Origin of the sequence: Achromobacter sp. HZ34 (genome assembly GCF_002209485.1) — a bacterium.
Taxonomy (GTDB): domain Bacteria; phylum Pseudomonadota; class Gammaproteobacteria; order Burkholderiales; family Burkholderiaceae_B; genus Bordetella_C.
Genome location: NZ_NJIX01000005.1, coordinates 404,446 through 420,030, shown reverse-complemented (window position 1 = coordinate 420,030; position 15,585 = coordinate 404,446). Strand labels below are relative to the sequence as shown.

The 15,585-nt window shown below is 65.4% G+C and carries 14 protein-coding genes and 1 pseudogene; 13 read left to right on the top strand and 2 right to left on the bottom strand.

Annotated features, from left to right (window positions below; translation table 11 throughout):
- The first annotated feature begins 35 nt into the window (after nucleotides 1-35).
- Nucleotides 36-935: an NAD(P)-dependent oxidoreductase gene (locus CEY05_RS21605; RefSeq protein ID WP_088597288.1), complete on the top strand. Its 900-nt coding sequence runs from the start codon at nucleotides 36-38 to the stop codon at nucleotides 933-935.
- A gap of 79 nt (nucleotides 936-1,014) precedes the next feature.
- Here CEY05_RS21605 and CEY05_RS21600 read toward each other — a convergent pair whose 3' ends face one another.
- Complete coding sequence (locus CEY05_RS21600; protein WP_233161640.1) at nucleotides 1,015-1,836, bottom strand: N-acyl homoserine lactonase family protein; 822 nt, start codon at nucleotides 1,834-1,836, stop codon at nucleotides 1,015-1,017.
- 289 nt (nucleotides 1,837-2,125) lie between these two features.
- Here CEY05_RS21600 and CEY05_RS21595 point away from each other — a divergent pair, with 289 nt between their 5' ends.
- The 10 genes and pseudogenes from CEY05_RS21595 (at nucleotide 2,126) to CEY05_RS21550 (ending at nucleotide 10,845) form a co-directional block, all read left to right on the top strand.
- The gene (locus CEY05_RS21595; RefSeq protein WP_088597290.1) at nucleotides 2,126-2,869 is read left to right on the top strand and encodes an SDR family NAD(P)-dependent oxidoreductase; all 744 of its coding nucleotides are present in this window, start codon (nucleotides 2,126-2,128) and stop codon (nucleotides 2,867-2,869) included.
- Between the two features lie 50 nt (nucleotides 2,870-2,919).
- Entirely contained in the window at nucleotides 2,920-3,888 is a 969-nt protein-coding gene (locus CEY05_RS21590; protein ID WP_233161639.1) for a branched-chain amino acid ABC transporter permease, read from the top strand.
- Complete coding sequence (locus tag CEY05_RS21585; protein ID WP_088597291.1) at nucleotides 3,888-5,648, top strand: ATP-binding cassette domain-containing protein; 1,761 nt, start codon at nucleotides 3,888-3,890, stop codon at nucleotides 5,646-5,648. The genes CEY05_RS21590 and CEY05_RS21585 overlap by 1 nt, the downstream gene beginning before the upstream one ends.
- The gene (locus CEY05_RS21580) at nucleotides 5,641-6,348 is read left to right on the top strand and encodes an ABC transporter ATP-binding protein (protein WP_198952872.1); all 708 of its coding nucleotides are present in this window, start codon (nucleotides 5,641-5,643) and stop codon (nucleotides 6,346-6,348) included. The genes CEY05_RS21585 and CEY05_RS21580 overlap by 8 nt, the downstream gene beginning before the upstream one ends.
- 45 nt (nucleotides 6,349-6,393) lie before the next feature.
- The gene (locus CEY05_RS21575) at nucleotides 6,394-7,626 is read left to right on the top strand and encodes an ABC transporter substrate-binding protein (protein WP_088597293.1); all 1,233 of its coding nucleotides are present in this window, start codon (nucleotides 6,394-6,396) and stop codon (nucleotides 7,624-7,626) included.
- Between the two features lie 123 nt (nucleotides 7,627-7,749).
- Nucleotides 7,750-8,142, top strand: a pseudogene (locus CEY05_RS21570) (carboxymuconolactone decarboxylase family protein); the annotation flags it as partial.
- Between the two features lie 134 nt (nucleotides 8,143-8,276).
- The gene (locus CEY05_RS21565; protein WP_088597295.1) at nucleotides 8,277-9,182 is read left to right on the top strand and encodes an NAD(P)-dependent oxidoreductase; all 906 of its coding nucleotides are present in this window, start codon (nucleotides 8,277-8,279) and stop codon (nucleotides 9,180-9,182) included.
- Nucleotides 9,183-9,186: 4 nt separating this feature from the next.
- Nucleotides 9,187-9,576, top strand: coding sequence for a cupin domain-containing protein (locus CEY05_RS21560; protein WP_088597296.1), 390 nt, complete (start codon nucleotides 9,187-9,189; stop codon nucleotides 9,574-9,576).
- Nucleotides 9,577-9,602: 26 nt separating this feature from the next.
- Nucleotides 9,603-9,929: an NIPSNAP family protein gene (locus CEY05_RS21555; protein WP_088597297.1), complete on the top strand. Its 327-nt coding sequence runs from the start codon at nucleotides 9,603-9,605 to the stop codon at nucleotides 9,927-9,929.
- 205 nt (nucleotides 9,930-10,134) lie between these two features.
- Complete coding sequence (locus CEY05_RS21550; RefSeq protein WP_233161638.1) at nucleotides 10,135-10,845, top strand: GntR family transcriptional regulator; 711 nt, start codon at nucleotides 10,135-10,137, stop codon at nucleotides 10,843-10,845.
- 46 nt (nucleotides 10,846-10,891) lie between these two features.
- Here CEY05_RS21550 and CEY05_RS21545 read toward each other — a convergent pair whose 3' ends face one another.
- Complete coding sequence (locus CEY05_RS21545; protein WP_088597299.1) at nucleotides 10,892-13,375, bottom strand: carbohydrate-binding family V/XII; 2,484 nt, start codon at nucleotides 13,373-13,375, stop codon at nucleotides 10,892-10,894.
- A gap of 291 nt (nucleotides 13,376-13,666) precedes the next feature.
- Here CEY05_RS21545 and CEY05_RS21540 point away from each other — a divergent pair, with 291 nt between their 5' ends.
- Together CEY05_RS21540 and CEY05_RS21535 are read left to right on the top strand one after the other, a co-directional pair.
- The gene (locus CEY05_RS21540; RefSeq protein ID WP_088597300.1) at nucleotides 13,667-14,500 is read left to right on the top strand and encodes an alpha/beta fold hydrolase; all 834 of its coding nucleotides are present in this window, start codon (nucleotides 13,667-13,669) and stop codon (nucleotides 14,498-14,500) included.
- Nucleotides 14,497-15,540 (top strand): 2,5-dihydroxypyridine 5,6-dioxygenase, encoded by a 1,044-nt coding sequence (locus CEY05_RS21535; protein WP_198952850.1) that lies wholly within the window; start codon nucleotides 14,497-14,499, stop codon nucleotides 15,538-15,540. Before CEY05_RS21540 ends, CEY05_RS21535 begins: the two co-directional genes overlap by 4 nt.
- Nucleotides 15,541-15,585: the final 45 nt, after the last annotated feature.

Below are 15,585 nucleotides of genomic sequence, written 5' to 3'. Positions count from 1 at the left end.
CCCCGCGCGCGGCTTTTCCTGAGTGAGGACAAAAAATGAGCGAGACGATTTACGGATTCATCGGACTGGGCAATATGGGTGGTCCCATGGCGGGACGCCTGCTCGACGCCGGCTGCGTACTGCACGTGACCGACAGCAACCCGGCGGTGGTGCAAAAGCTGGCGGCGCGCGGCGCCGTGGCCCACGATAGCGCCAAGGGCGTGGGCGATGCCGCCGATGTGGTGTTCCTGAGCCTGCCGGACGGCAAGGTGGTGGAGAAGGTGTTGGGCGGCGATACCGGCCTGGCGCGCGCAAGCCGGGCCAAATGCGTGGTGGACCTGTCGACCATCGGGCCGGCGGCGGCGCGGCGCGGCTTCGAGATCCTGGCGGAGCAAGGTATCGAATATGTCGACGCACCCATCAGCGGTGGTGTAGGCGGCGCTGAACGGGGCACGCTGGCGATCATGGCGGCCTGCCCGCTGGCTCGTTATGAATCGCTGACGCCGGTACTAAGCAATTTCGGCAAGCCGTTTCATCTGGGCACGGAAGCGGGCCAGGCCCAGGTGATGAAGCTGGCGAATAACCTGTTGTCCGCCACGGCCGTAGCTATCACCGCGGAAGCCATGGCGCTGGGCGTGAAGGCCGGGCTCGACCCCAGCGTCATGATCGATGTCATCAATGCCGGCTCGGGACGCAACTCCGCCACCGTGGACAAGTTTCCCAAGGCCGTGCTGACCGGTACGTTCAACGTGGGCTTCGCCGCGCGGTTGGCGCACAAGGATGTCCGCCTGTGCCTCGAAGAGGCCGAAGCGCGTGGCGTGCCCATGGTGGTGGGCTCGTCCGTGCGCGAGATGCTGGTGATGACCACCGCCATCTGCGGCCCGAATGCGGACTATTCCGACGTGGCCCGCGTGGTGGAGGACTGGGCCGGAGTGAAAGTCCGTGCGAAGCAATGAGCGGAGCCGGCAGGGTGATCCCAGCGGTCCCGAGCCGCAAACCGGGTCGCGCCCTGGCTGGCCAGGGGCGCGGCAGCCTTCATGCGGAGGGCGCCACGTCCAGGCGCACCACCTTGCCTTCGAGTTCCGGGCTGGCGGCAGGGTAGCGCTGCATCACCAGGGGATCGTGCCCCGGCACGATGTGGGCTTCGGAGTCGGCCATGGCGCGCACGATGCTATAGCCCTCCATCATGTCGGCCACGTTGTGCACCAGCGGGAAGGGCGCATTGCGCCCGATGTTGCCGTACAGATGCGAGGCGTCGGATGCCAGCACTACCCAGCCGCGCTGCGTCCACACTCGCACGACCTGCAGGCCCGCGCTATGGCCGCCCACCAGGTGCACAGACAGGCCGGGCGCCAGTTCGGCGCTGCCGCGGTGGAATTTGACGCGTTCGGCGTACACCTTGCGGACGAAGGTGACGACGTCCTCGATGTCGTAGGGATGGCGCATGACGCCATGGCACATGCAGCGGCCGGTCGCATAGGAGACCTCGGCGTCCTGCACGTGCAGGGTGGCCGCCGGGAAGTCGCCCAGCGTGCCGGCGTGGTCGTAGTGCAGATGGGTGATGATGATGTCGCGGATAGAGGCTGCGTCGATACCCAGCAGCGTGAGTCCCTGGGCCGGGCGCAGCAGCAGGTCGCGGCCACGCTGGGTGGCGGCTTCTTCGCCGAAGCCGGTATCGACCAGATAGACCTCGCTGCCGCGGCGCAGCACCCACACAAAATAGTCAAGGTCGGAATCGGCGTCGTGGAAATCGACGCTGCCCAGGTAGTTGTCGGAGGCCCGCCGATTGGCGTGATGCGCGTAGCGGATGGCGTAGACCTGGAAGGGGGCAAGGGCGCTTGGGGGTGTGTGGCTCACGGTTGTCTCCGGTGGCTGTGGCTGCTCGCACTGAAGCGGCGCCATGGTTCTTCGTCCTGGTGGTTCGGCGTCCGAGGCCCGCTGCGGCAACGCGGGCCGGAAAGCGGGCCGGCAATCCAGGCTGGGGCAGGGTAAGTCCTAGATCGAATACGACATTCACATCACTGCCTGAATCATAATTCAATCATACAATCAGTCCATCATACAAATCATCGAAAATTGTGGGGCAGCGCCGGGCATCGTCCGGGACATCTTCAACGCCGGGCGGGGCGCAAGCCAAGGAGACGGTATGGGAGTGCTGGAAGAAAAAGTCGCGATCATCACCGGCGGCGCCGGCGGCATCGGCCTGGACATCGCGCGAGCCTATCTGCGCGAGGGCGCCCAGGTAGGGCTGCTGGATATCGATGCAACGCGGCTTGCCGAGGCCGCGCGCAAATTACCTGGCGCCACGACGCTGGCCTGCGACGTCGCCGATCGGGCGCAAGTGCGGCAGGTCATCGACGCTTATGCCGCGCAGGCAGGCGGCCTGGACATCCTGGTGAACAACGCCGCGTATTTCTACTACGCGCCGCTGGCGGACATGCCGGAAGACAAGGTCGACAGGATGATAGACGTGGGTTTGAAGGGCGCCTTGTGGTCCCTGCAGGCCGCCACGCCCCACCTGATCGCGCGCGGTGGCGGGGCGGTCATCAACCTGTCGTCGGTGGCTGTGTCGGTGTCGATCAAGAACGCGGCGGTCTACAGCGCGATAAAAGGCGCACTGGATACCCTGACCCGGCAACAGGCGACGGAGCTGGGCGCTTACGGCGTCCGCGTCAACGCGCTGGCGCCGGGGCCGGTGGTCACGCCAGGGGCGAGCTCCGTGATCTCGGAAGAGGGCTGGGATATGCGCCGCCGCCGCACGCCATTGAACCGGCTGGCCGTCGGCGGTGACATCGCCGAAGTGGCGCTGTTCCTGGCCTCGCCGGCCAGCGCGATGGTCGCGGGCGTCACGCTGAAAGTGGATGGCGCGATGACCGTCCTTGGCTACTGACGCGGCCGCGCGGCTGTCCGGACTTCGGACGAAGAAAGAGGCCTGACACGATGGATATGACCGGACTGCAGATCCAGCTTGAAGCGTTCCTGCAGGCGCTTACCGCCGGCGTGCTGGTGGGCGGCCTGTACGGCCTGATGTGTGTGGGCCTGGCCATGATCTTCGGCATCATGCGCGTCATCAATTTCGCCCAGGGCGACTTCATGATGCTCGGCATGTACGTGACGTACTACTTCTTCATTCTGCTGGGCGGGCATTGGGTGGCGGCAGGCGTACTGGCCCCTTACGCGTCGGTGCTGCTGGCCGTGCCGGTGATGTTCGCGGTGGGCTATCTGGCGCATCGCTTTCTGATTTCGCGGGTAACGGGCCGGCGCAGCGCGGCGTTGGATGGTGAAGGCCACTATGCGCAACTGGTGCTGACGCTGGGCATTGCCTTGATCCTGCAGAACGGCGGCATGATGGTGTTCGGGCCGCAACTGGTGTCGCTGCGCACGCCCTTGTCGAGCAGCGCCTGGGAGATCGGGCCGTTGTGGGGTGACTACGTCAGCGTCTTCGCCAACAAGGGCCGTGCCGTGGCCGCGCTGATTTCCGTGGCCGCCATCTTGCTGCTGGGGGCGCTGATCTCGCGCAGCCGGTTGGGCAAGGCCTTACGTGCCGCGGCCGACAATCCGGTGGCCGCTTCCTACATGGGCATCGACGTCAATCGCGCCTACCGCATCGCCTTCGCCCTGGGCACGTCGGTGACGGCGCTGGCGGGCGGCCTGCTGGCGACCAACTTTCCTTTCCATCCCTTCGTCGGCCTTGAGTACGTGATCATCATGTATGCCGGCGTGGTGCTGGGCGGCATAGGCAGCATCCTTGGCGCGTTCTGGGGCGGCATGCTGATCGGCCTGGTGCAGCAGCTGTCGGCGCTGGTGCTGCCCATGCAATTGCAGAATGCGGCGATCTTCGTGATCTTCCTGTTGATCGTGATGTTGCGGCCGCAAGGGCTGTTCGGCCGTGTTTCGGAGCGGACCTGATGAAACGACTGCCCACTTCCCTGACCATGTTGCTGGTCGCGGTGCTTTACCTGGCCGCCGCGTTGCTGGTGAACAATGCCTATCACCAACTTATCTTCACGCTGGTGCTTGTTTGGGCCTGCTTCGGCCTGTCCTGGAACATGCTGAGCGGCTACACGGGCCTGGTGTCCTTCGGCCATGCCGCGTTCTTCGGCCTGGGCGCCTATTCCGCGGTGCTGGGACAGGTGTACCTGGGCCTGTCACCGTGGGTGATGCTGCCGCTGGCCGGCGTGATCGGCGCCGTGGCCGGGGTGCTGGTGGGCGTGCCGACGTTCAGATTGCGGGGACACTATTTCGCGCTGGCGATGCTGGCGTATCCGCTGGCCCTGCTGTATGTGTTCGAGTGGCTGGGCCTGCAGGAAATGACCTTCCCGATGCAGCGCGAGAATCCGGGCCTGTACATGCAGTTCGCCGATCGCCATTACTACACCGCGGTCGGACTGGTAATGTTGCTGGTCTTCGTGCAGATCACCTTGCATGTGGAGCGTACGCGTTTCGGGATGGCGTTGATCGCCATCAAGCAGAACGAAGCGGCCGCGGAGGCCGCCGGCATTGACACGCTGCGCTGGAAGCTGTGTGCCATCGCGCTGAGCGGTGCCATTGCCGGCGTCACCGGAGCGTTCTACGCAGTCGTGCTGCTGGTGGTGACACCGGTGTCGGTGTTCGGCATGCTGGTGTCGGCCCAGGCGCTGACGGTGTCGATGTTCGGCGGCGTGGGGTCGGTGTGGGGGCCCATCATCGGTGCGGCCATCCTGGTGCCGCTGGGCGAAATCCTGCATGCGGAGCTGGGTGGCACCTATCCGGGCATCCAGGGGGTGATCCTGGGTGTGGCCATCATCGCCGTGATCCTGATCGCGCCCGAGGGCGTGTTCTGGAAGTTGCGGGATGGCTGGCAACGGCGTAAGACGGCCGCCGTCGCGGCGATTCCGGCCGCGCCGGCCGGCGTGACCCCAATGCTTCGACCCGCCGCGCCCTCTGCCGCCGGCGGCATCATCCTCGACGTCCAGGGCGTCTCGCGCAGCTTCGGCGGGCTCAAGGCCGTGCAGGACGTCAGCTTTTCGGTGCGGCGCGGCATGATCCTGGGCATCATCGGTCCCAACGGTGCCGGCAAGACCACGTTGTTCAACCTGCTCAACGGTTTCCTGCGGCCGGACACGGGCAGGGTGCTCTTGAACGGGGTCGACATGGCGGGCCGCAAGCCGCACGTGCTGTGCGCCGCGGGGGTGGGCCGCACGTTCCAGGTGATGCGCCCCTTCATGCGGCTGACGGTGGCGCAGAACGTCAAGGTCGGCGCCTACGTGCGTGCCAGGGACGAGGCGAGCGCCGACGCGTTGACGGCTCAGGCGATTGCGCGGGTGGGCTTGTCCGACTGCACCGACAAGGTCGCCGCGCTGCTCACCACACGCGAACTGCGCCTGATGGAGCTGGCGCGCGCGGTGGCGGGTCAACCCGAACTGCTGCTGCTGGACGAAACCCTGGCAGGCCTGGGGCACGGCGAGGTCGACGGCATCGTCGACGCCATCCGCGCGTTGTCCGCTGAAGGCATCACTGTCGTCATCATCGAACACACCATGCAGACCATGGTGCGCCTGGTCGACGAGTTCCTGGTGCTGGACCACGGCCAGGTGCTGACCCGCGGCGATCCGCAGTCGATCACCCAGGATCCGCAGGTGGTCCAGGCCTATCTGGGCAAGAAGTGGAGCGCCCAACATGCTGCTTGAAATCGATCGGCTGGAGGCCGGCTATTCCGCGGTGCCGGTGCTCAAGGGGGTGTCGGTGGTCGTCGGCGAAGGCCAGTTCATCTCGGTGGTCGGCCCCAACGGCGCGGGCAAGAGCACTTTGTTCAAGACCATTTCAGGCAGCGTCGGCGCCCGCGCCGGCAGCATCCGCTTCGACGGCCGCGATCTGCTGGCCGTTCCGGCAGACCGGCGGCCGCACCTGGGCATTGCCCATGTGCCCGAAGGCCGGCAGGTGTTCGCCTCGATGACCGTGCTCGAAAATCTGGAGATGGGCGCTTATACCGATGCCGGGCGGCGCGACTGGACGCGCAATCTGGAGCGCATCCATAGCTGGTTTCCCGTGCTCAAGCAGCGCGGCCGGCAACTGGCAGGCACGCTGTCGGGCGGCGAGCAGCAAATGCTGGCGATCGGCCGGGGGTTGGCGTCATCGCCGCGCCTGCTGATGCTCGACGAGCCCTCGATGGGGCTGGCTCCCGCCGTGGCGGACTTCATCTTCGAACGCCTGATCGACATTCGTCGGGAGGCGAGGCTGACCATCCTGCTGGTGGAGCAGCGGGTGGCGGAGGCGCTGCAGTACGCCGACCGGGGCTACGTGCTGGAAACCGGGCGCGTAGTGCTGGAGGGCACGCATCAGACGCTGCAGGCGGACGACCGTGTCCGCCGCGCATATCTTGGGATGTAGCTCATAGTCCGCCCGGACCGAGGCGGAAAAGGCGAGGAGATCGACATGAACGGAAGATCAGCGGTTTTCAGTCTCATCGGCTTGGCCCTGGGCGCCAGCCTGCTGGGCGGCGGCAACGCCATGGCGCAGGCGCCCGACGTCAGCGTGGGGCTCATCGCCCCCATGTCTGGCATCTATGCGCGCTATGGCCAGGTGATGCGCATGGGCGCCACGATGGGCGTCAAGGATATCAACGACCAGGGCGGCATCAAGGCGCTGGGCGGCGCCAAGCTCAAGCTGGTGGTGGTCGATTCCGGCGATTCCACCGAGAAGGCCAAGAGCGCGGCCGAGCGCATGGTGGCCGACTATCCCGACCTGGTCGCCGCCACCGGCGCCTACCTGAGTTCTTTTACCCTGGCCGTGACGGAGGTGACCGAGCGGGCCAAGCTGCCTGTCCTGACGCTGTCGTATTCCGACCTGATCACCGCGCGCGGCTTCAAGTATGTATTCCAGACGTCGGCGCCGGCCGGCCGGCAGGCCGAGATCGCGTTGCCCAGTATCCTGGAGCTGGCGCAGAAGGCGTCGGGCAAGCGTCCCAGGACCGTGGCCATCGTCACGGACAACACAGCGGCCTCGCTGTCCACGGTCAAAGCCTTGAAGGATGGCCTGCTGGCGAAGAACGGTCTGGAGCTGGTGGTCGATGAAACCTTCACGCCGCCGCTGGCCGATGCGTCGTCCTTGATCCAGCGGGTACGTTCGCGCCGTCCCGATCTGCTGTTCTTCCTGCCCACCGTGATCTCCGACGCCAAGCTCATCCTGGAGAAGATGAATGAGACCAATGTGAAGGTGCCGGTGATCTCCTTCGGTATCGCCATCGCCGAGCCCGAAGTGATGAAGACGGTCAGCCCGACGCTGCTCAATGGCGTCATGTCGGCGGTGGGCAACTGGGGCGCCAAGGGTCAGGAGGCGTTGATCATGCGCATGAAGACGGAATACAACGAGCCTTGGATGACGCAGAACGCCATCTCGACGTACGGCGATATGTGGATCATGAAAGCCGCTCTGGAGCGTGCCGCAACGGAGGGCGGGAAGAAAGCCGACCGCGAGGCGGTCGGCCAGGCGATGCATACGCTGGACGAAGGCCCCAGCCCCTATTTTCCCGGCGGCGTGCTGAAGTTTGACGAGGCCGGCCATCGGGTCGGCGCGACGCTGACGGTGATCCAGTGGCAGAACGGTGTGCCTGTCACGGTATTCCCGGAGGCGCAGGCGGTTGCCCAGCCTATCTGGCCGGGGAAATAGCAGCCTGGCCAGCAGCCTGGGCAGCAAGCAGGCACGCGCTGGCAAAACGCTGGGCAAACCAGAACACCGCTTTCCCGCCGTTGCGGCACGCAGCGGCGTATCGATGACGCAGGAGGTTATGTAATGGCTGAATCCGATCGGTTTTCCACGGGCTTCGAGAACCGCAAGACGGTGCTCGGCGCCGATCATGTCGAGCGCTCGTGGGCGGCCGCCGACGAGTTCAACCGGCCCATGCAGCGGCTGGTGACGGAGTACTGCTGGGGCGAAGTGTGGGGCGACGATACCTTGCCCTTCAAGACTCGCAGCATCATCAACCTGGCGATGCTCACTGCCACCAGCCAGCATCACGAACTGGGCGTGCATGTACGAGGGGCCTTGCGTAATGGCGTCTCCAAGGAGGAGATACGCGCCGTGCTGCTGCAGGCTGCCATCTACTGTGGCGTGCCGCTGGCACTGGCGGCGTTCCGGGTCGCATCGGAGGCCATCCGGGCGTATGAAGCCGAGGCGGCAGGTTCGGCAACCAAGGTGAACAAGACATCCGAGGCTACCACCGCAACAGCGGGATCCAAGGCGTCCAAACCATCAAAGGCATCGAAGGCATCGAAGGCATCGAAGGCATCGAAGGCCTCCAAGGCCAAAGGGGCTGGGCAATGAACAAGGACCGAATCGGCTTCATCGGCCTGGGCAATATGGGCGGCCGCATGGCGCGCCGGCTGGTCGATGCCGGCATCGCGGTGCTGGGCCATGACACGGACCCGACCCGTGCGGCAGCGGCTGGCGCGCAGGCGCTACCCACGATACGGGAAGTCATGGCGGGCGCCGATGTCGTACTGCTGTCGCTGCCCGACAGCAAGGTGGTGGAGGCCGTGGCGGAGGGTGTCGGCGGCATACTCGAAAACTGCCGCCCCGGCCAGGTGGTCGTCGACCTGAGCACGGCGGCCGCCAGTTCCACCGTGCGCCTGAATACCCGCTTCGCCAAGGCGGGCGTGCAGTATGTCGACGCCGGCATCTCCGGCGGGGCAGCCGCCGCGGAAAAAGGGGCATTGACCCTGATGGTCGGCGGCGACCCCGCCACGGTCGAAGCCCTGGGCTGGGTGTTCGCGCCCATCAGCGCCAAGGTCGTGACGATGGGCGGCAGCGGTGCCGGGCACGTCACCAAACTGCTCAATAACTTCCTTAACGCGGTCAGCCTGGCGGCCACCGCCGAAGTCATGGTGGCGGGCAAGAAGGCGGGCCTGGACCTGCACCGCCTGCTTGAGGTCATCAACAGCAGCAGCGGAGTGAATTTCGCATCGCTCAAGCGCTTTCCGTTTATCGTGGACGGCGACTACCTGGAAGGGGGCTTGACCAACAAGCTCATGACCAAGGATGTGGTGTTATACGTGGATCTGGTGCGCGAGCTGGGCGTGGCGTCGCTTAACGCCGCCGGTCCCGCGGCCTGCTTCGGCCTGGCCACCGCACTCGGCTATGGCGACCAGATCAGCAATCGTGTGGTGGATGCCATCGGCGATGTGTCGGGCGGCGTCCGTTTGAATAGCGTTCAACCCAAGGAGTAGTGTCATGCAAGTATTTCACGGTCGCGACCAGGGCAAGCCTTCGGAACAGCGCGGCCCGACATTCAGTGGTGTCGTCTATGCCGATCCGGTCATGCCGCCGCAAGACAATGTCGGCATCAACCACGTCTTCTTTCCACCGGGCTCGCGCACCTTCTGGCACGCCCACGAGTACGGCCAGGTGCTGCATGTGACGGCGGGGCGAGGCTGGATCTGCCTTGACGGCTCCCCGCCCCAGGAGATCCGCCAGGGCGACGTGGTGTGGATAGGGCCCCATGAGCGCCACTGGCACGGCGCCGCCGCCGATACCCTGATGGCACACCTGGCCATCTCGCTGGGCGCGGCCGATTGGCAGGAGGAATTGCCCCAGGCCGAGTATCTGCAGGCGGGACGGTAAACTCTCAGTCCCTCCAAGGAGATGCCATGATCATCGAAACCCGTATCTACCACTGCCTGCCTGGACGTTTGCCGGCGCTGAACGAACGCTTCACGAAGACGACGCTGGGCTTTTTCGAGAAGTATGGAATCAAGCCGCTGGGTTTCTGGACCACGCTGGTCGGTCCGAGCAACCACGCGCTGACATACATGTTGCAGTGGGAGAACATGGAAGAGCGGGAGCGGAAATGGAATGCCTTCCAGGCGGATCCGGAGTGGATCGCCAAGCGCGCCGCCAGCGAGGCGGAGAAGTCCATCGTCGAGCGGATCGAGAATTTCTTCCTCGCGCCGACGGATTATTCGCCACTGCGTTGAGGTCCAGGCGGCGTTGAAGTCGAAGCGGCGTTGAGGCAGCAGAAGGCGGCGCGCGGTGGCGGTCGTGGGGCGTGGTTCGCGTCAGGACCCCGCCGCCACTGCAGGCCCGCAATGTGGAAGCGGCTAAACTATCCCGCTTCCAGGATGTCCCACAGTGGTCTTGCGGCGCTCAAGGCGCACGCGACCTTCTATGCTTCAGAAATGCATGACTTCTCACGCAGAGACACAAGACGATTTCAAGGTCGAGCGCGTTGCTTCGGTACTGCGCCATCGCGTCACCGACAGTATTCGTAATGCGATTCTCGTTGGCCGTTTCCGCCCGGGTGAACGGCTGCCGGAACGCGAACTTTGCGAGATGACCGGCGTCAGCCGCACGCTGGTGCGCGAGGCGTTGCGGCAGCTGGAATCCGAAGGGCTGATCCTCGTCATCCCGCATCGGGGGCCGGTCGTCGCCCGGGTAACGCCGGAGCAGGCGCGCGGCATCTACCAGGTGCGTGAGGAACTGGAAGGCCTGGCCTGCCAGCTGTTCGCGCAACATGCGTCGGAGGTGCAACTGGCGAACTTGCGCGACGCATTCCAGACGCTCAAGCGAGCCTTGACGCGCGGCACCGCGCTTGAGCAGATCGCCAGCAAGAATACGTTTTATCAGCGGCTGCTGGAGGGCGCGGGCAACGAGGCGCTGATGACCACCTTGCGCCTGCTGAATTCGCGTGTGATGCTGTTGCGATCGACCTCCATGCAGGCGCCGGGGCGGGGCAAGCAGAGCGTGGCGGAGCTGTCCGTATTGCTGCAGGCTTTGGAAGACCGCAATGGCAAGGCGGCGCGTGCCGCTGGCAGCCTGCACGTACGCAATGCGGCCGCGGTGGCGATAGCGATTCTGGAGGAATCGCTGGCGGCCGAGCCTGCCGCGGTGTAACGGCAGGGTATCTGCGGCCGCCGCCGAGGTGGCAACGCACCCAGGCTTACCGCCGGAACCGGCCGCCACCACCTCCCTCGAAGCGCCCACCGCCGTTGAAGCTGCGATTGCCCCAACCGCGATCCTGCATGGATTCCTGGTTGAAGCGGCCGCCGGTGTAGTTGTTCGATGTGCTGCGCGCCTGCTGCTGCTGGCTCAGGTAGTTGCGGTTGGCGGCGTTGGTGTTATTGGGCGTGGCTTGTTGCCAGCCCGATGACGTGTGCTCCTGCCAGCCGTTTTCCTCGGTGTGGCGGTACACGTTGCCATTGTGGTCGCCGTAGACATTGCCGTCGTTCCAGCCCACGGTATTGCCGGTCTTGCTGCTGTGCGTGACGCCCTTGCTGTTGTATGAGTCGACGCCATTGCCGGCCTGGCCGGTGGCGCTGCGCGAGCTGGCGGTCGTGCGGCCGGTGTTGGCATTGTTGCGGATGTTCTGCTGCCCGGCCGCCCAATCGCCATCGGCGTTGCTGACCGCGCCGCCGCGCGAGGCGCCGGAGCGGCCCGTGGTGGGATTGTTGTACGCCTGGCGGTAACCGGCGGCCGAATTGCCCGTCTGCCAGTTATACGCCGATCCCCGTGTCCCGGCGAAACTGGCGCCGGTGGCGGGGTTGTAGCCCTCGGCGTGCGCGCCTTGCCATTGCGTACCGGTCCAGCCGTTCCAGCCGGCCGCGTGGGTGACCGTGCCGCTGGCGCCCCAGTGGCCGTATACGTCCACGGTGTTGACGTTGACGCCACGCCAATATGGCGCGCCCCAATAAGGGCCCCAGTAAGGCGCCGGCGCGCCCCAGATCGAACCCGCCGCGAAGCCGAAGGCGAATCCGACGGCGGTGTCGAAAGCGGCGTTGTAGCCGTAGGTGGGCGGATAGCCGACATAGACCGGCCCCGCGACATAGGCCGGGTAGACATAGCCGGTGCCGTACACCACCGTGCCGTCGGGCGACACCATCACGCCCATATATCCGGGCGTGTAGCCGAACACCACCGTCGTGGGCGTGGCGTTGTAGACCCGCACATAGGTCACGTAGTGGTAGGGCGAGGACACCGGGATGGTATAGATCGCCGCGGGTACGGCGTCCGCCACGCGCCAGGGGCCGTCGGGCGCCGCCGCGGTGAACCAGATGCCGTTGGACAAGGCGTAATAGCCGCCCTCGACACGGAAGACCGGCGTCTGGCTATTGGCGGCGAACTGTACCGGTGTGCCCGGGATAGTCACGAAGTTCGGCGGCCCGGCCAGGTAGTCCACCTTCAGCGTTGCCTTGGCGCGCGTGACGGTGGCGGTCTGGGGAATGGTGGCGGCGATGACGGCCTCTTTGGCCTGCGGTGTTCCGGGCACGGAGGCCAGCACGCCCGCTGAGGGATCGCGCGGATCGATACGGGCGAAATCGCGTGGCAGGTCCTTGCCCGCCACGTGGGTCCAGGTGCCGTTCAATTGCGCGGCACTGAACCACCGGCCGGAGACCAGGATGTAGTAGCGATTGCTGGCCGGATTCATGAACACCGCGTGATCGGCATTCGTCATCGCCAGCAGGCCCGTGCCTTGTACCGGGGCGAATTCCGGCGCGCCGCTGGTGACCACCAGCTCGGCGGGACTGGTCTCGACCTGCACCTGCGGCGTGATGCTGGACGGCTTGCCGTCGCGGGGCAGCATGGGATCTGGCTGCTCCGTGCGCGCGGCGGCCGCAGCCGCGGCCAGCAGGGGTTGCGAGGCGCTATTGAGCACTTGCCAAGGGCCGGTGGGCGATGACGCCTGGAACCAATGCCCCGTCACGTTCAAGTAGAAATAGCCGGACGTGTCCGCCAGCATCAGGGCGCGCGTGTTGGCGACCCGGCGCCAGCCGCTGGCGCCCTCGACGTCGTAGAGCGAGGGCTTGCCGTCGATCAGCACCAGCAGGGTCGGCACGGAGCGGAAGATGATGCGTGGCGGCGCGTTCTTCACCGGAACCGAGGGCATGGATGCCAGCTTCTGCGACACGGCATAGCTGGTCTGCAGGTTTTCCAGCCGCGCGGTGAGCTCGGGCGGGATATGGGATTCGAGCAGGCTGCGCACCTGGGCGGCATTCTGCGGCGCCGTCGGCAAGTCGATCTTCTGGATGCGGATACGGTCGACGTTCACCAGCCCCGCCGGTTTGTTGACGTCGGCCCGCGCGGAGAACTGCACCACGCCATAGGTGGGATTGGCGTCAGCCTTGCCGACTGCCACCGCCATGCGTCCACCGATCTGGTCGCCGTTCCAGCTATCGATCTGCGGCTGGTACAACTGCACCTGCATGCCGTCGCTTGCATTCAAGGTGCGGGGCCACTGCAAGGCATGATCGGCGGCCTCCAGCGCTGCCTGCTCGGTCTGCCCATCGGCGGCAGGCGCCGCCACGTTGCGCGGGCTCGCGGGCTGGGGCGGCTGGCCGGCCGGCGCCTGCGCCACGCAGACGGCGCTCAGCGCGGAACACAGCAAGGCCACGGTGGGCCGGACGTGACGATGGATGGAAGAATGCATGGCACTGCTCCTTCAACGAATACGAGCCCAAGCCGCCGATGATGGCTGATTTCCCGGGGTTGTCACAGCGGAGCTGCAGACGCCGCCAATAGTAGCCTGCGCGGCGGTAGCCGGATAAGGGCAGACAGGGACGCACGTTGCAAAGGCAGGCAGGCAATGGTGGGCGATCGATGCCGGCGAGCACCGGCGACGGCAGCCAGGAAGTCCCAGGGTTGACGTGAAAGTTCTGTTTGATAGAATATCGTTCTGTTCAGCGCACCCCCCCATCAAGATTGCGGTGAAGGAGACGACGTGAGCGAGTCATGCAAGGGCGCGCATCTGCGCGCCAACGATATCCGGCAGCACTATCTGCATCTGGCCGGCCCCGGGCCAGCCGTGCTGATCGTCCCGGGCATCGTCAGTCCGGCGATCCTTTGGCGCCACGCAGGCGAGTACCTGGCCGCGGATTACGACTGCTACATCCTGGATGTCAGGGGGCGGGGGCTTTCCGAGTCTGGTCCGCATCTGGACTACGGCGTGAATGCGTGTGCCCGGGACGTGGCCGCTTTCATCCAGGCCGCTGGCCTGCACGCCCCCATCGTGCTGGGCCACTCCATGGGAGCAAGAATCGCCTTGCGCGCGGCAGCCATGGCACCCCAAAGCTTTGCCGGGGGCCTGGTGTTGATCGACCCGCCGACCAGCGGTCCCGGCCGCAGGGCCTATCCTGTTCCCAAGGCAAGAACCGTGGGACTGCTGCGCGCCGCTCATCGTGGCGAGGCGCTGGAAGCGATGCGCAGCAGCGGCGCCACGCCATGGCCGCAGGCGCTACAAGCCCTGCGCGCCGAATGGTTGTCGACGTGCGACGAACGGGCGGTGCACGTCACCTACGATGACTTTCACGCTGAAGACATCTTCGCGGACATCGCGCGGATACAGGCACCGCTCTCCTTGCTGTGCGCCGGCGCGGGCGGTGTGGTGTCGGACGATGACGTGGCGGAGATGCGGCAGTTGCGCAAGGACCTGGCCGTGACGCGCCTGCCCGGCGTGGGCCATCAGATGCAGGCTGAGGATTTCGAAGCATTCAAACCGGCGTTGGGCGCAATCCTTGCCCGACATGTGCAGACACTGGAAAGGAACCGCAATTGAAAGTCGATGCGGAAGTGCTTGAGCTGTTCACCAAAGAGATGACGCTATGCGGCGTCAAGCCAGGCGAGACGGTCGTCGTGCTGACGGCCGGCGATGAATGGCAGGACAACGCCCATGCCTTCATGGCGGCGATTCAAGACCTGGGCGCCACGACCTTCAATCTGAACGTGCGGCGCGGGCAGCAGAATGCCGTGGGCGTGCAGGGGAGGCATCCGCTGGTCGGCAATGAGCTGGCCATGCGCACGCTCAAGTCGGCCGACATGGTCATCGATATGGTGGGCCTGCTGTTCTCGCGCGAACAGGCGGAGATCCAGGCCGCTGGTGTACGCATCCTGCGGGTCATGGAGCCCTTCCATGTGCTGAAGCAGATGTTCCCCACGGAAGACCTGCGCCGCCGCGTGGAGGTCGCCAAGGGCTTGCTCGAAGGCGCCAGGCAACTGAGGTTCACGTCCTCCGCGGGTACCGACGTAACGTACCGGCTTGGCCAATATCCTGTGATTTCAGAATACGGCTATACCTATGAGCGCGGGCGCTGGGACCATTTCCCTTCCGGCTTCTCTTTCACCCAGGGTAATGATGGCGGCGTCAATGGTACCGTCGTCCTGCAGCCGGGGGATATCCTGTGCGCTTTCAAGCGCTATGTCGAATCGCCGGTCACCTTGAAGATCGCCGATGGCAGGGTCATCGATATCTCCGGCGCAGGCATGGATGCTCAACTCATAGACGACTATATCAAGAGCTTCAATGACGATCGCGCCTATGCCATTTCCCATATAGGCTGGGGCCTCAACGAGAAAGCGCGCTGGTACCAGTTTTCAGTCTCGCGCCAACTGTCGAGCGAGCACGTGATGAATGCGCTGTCGTTCTACGGCAATGTGCTGTTCTCCCTCGGTCCCAATCTGGAGGTGGGTGGAGACAACGATACGGCCTGCCATCTGGACCTGCCCATGCGTCGCTGCAGCCTGTGGCTGGATGACACGCAGATCCTGCAGGATGGCGAAGTGATTCATCACGAGATGCGGGTCGATCGGCATGCTTGAAAGCCTGTCTGGCAACCCGGCCGGCTGGCCCGCGCCGGCTGCGGC